This is a genomic window from Paenibacillus residui (assembly GCF_042677205.1).
Classification (GTDB): domain Bacteria; phylum Bacillota; class Bacilli; order Paenibacillales; family NBRC-103111; genus Paenibacillus_L; species Paenibacillus_L residui.
In genome coordinates, this window is record NZ_JBHTIU010000114.1 from 1 (window position 1) to 1,025 (window position 1,025).

Sequence of the window (1,025 nt, forward strand, 5' to 3'; positions counted from 1 at the left end):
AATGCTTCTCATGCCGCTTTAGAAATCTTTTATACGGCTTCCAATCCTTCCGGTTCTCTTCCGCTATCTCTTGCTCCGACACGCCTTCCAGGACCGCCATAAGCGCGGCTGCATCCTGTTTGGCCAAAGACCGTCTCACGGTCTCCCACACCTGCGGCAAATGACCAACAAAGCGTTTCAAATCACGCGCCACATGAAAGCGGTCCAGCATGTACAGACATTGGTGAAAGTAGGATGTACATTCCCCGATCCACGCCGCGCCGTCTCCGTTCACCACAAGCCACGTGTTCTCGTCGATTTCGTAACGCTCCACCAGAAAGTCCCCGAACCCTTCCCAGAAGTCGCCGCCGCTCGTGTGCAGGTAATGCTGTTTGTTCTTCAGCTGTACCCGCTTGCCGTTCTTCTCCCAGCCTTCGTGTACGACTGCAATTGCGTTCTCCATCCCGCGCTTTTTGCTCCGCTGCAGCTTCGTGTACAGCCCATCCACTTCCACGAACAGCACGCGGGCAGCGCGCCGTTTCACCGCTGGCATCGGCTGTTGCGCACGCTCCATCAGTTTTTCCCTGATCGCTTGGTGGCTCAGCACATTGTAGCCCAAAAGCTGCTCCAGCCTCTTTGCGCTGTCCCGGTACGACGGTCCTTGGCTTGCGAATGCGATTGCTGTCTCTTCCAAATGCGGACTGACTTTCCCGCGCCCTTCGAATTGCAACAGCTGATCCAGCAGATACACGTGTTTGCCGCTTCTACGGTCACAGTACAATCTCCGCTTAAAGCGCACATTCCCGAACACTGTGTTGACGCTTGTTTCACGCTCGTCCTTTACTCGATAACGCTCTCGGTCCCGTTGCTCCAGGATCTGCTGATCCAGCGCCTCCAGTACCTGCTTCATCGCACGAGCGAATTCCTCCTGCATTTTCCGGAAAATCCATTGCTCAATCTCTTTCATCGTCGGCATTGTTGTGGTAAAGTGGCTCACAGGAGCTTCCTCCTTCTTGGTGTGTTGTGCGCAAACATCACTTTACCAA

At 54.5% G+C, this 1,025-nt stretch carries 1 protein-coding gene; it reads right to left on the bottom strand.

The features are described 5' to 3' along the window. A partial coding sequence (locus ACFQ03_RS25800; protein ID WP_379291887.1) for an ISLre2-like element ISTco1 family transposase occupies positions 1-976 on the bottom strand: 976 nt, incomplete at its 3' end. Between the last annotated feature and the right edge of the window lie 49 nt (positions 977-1,025).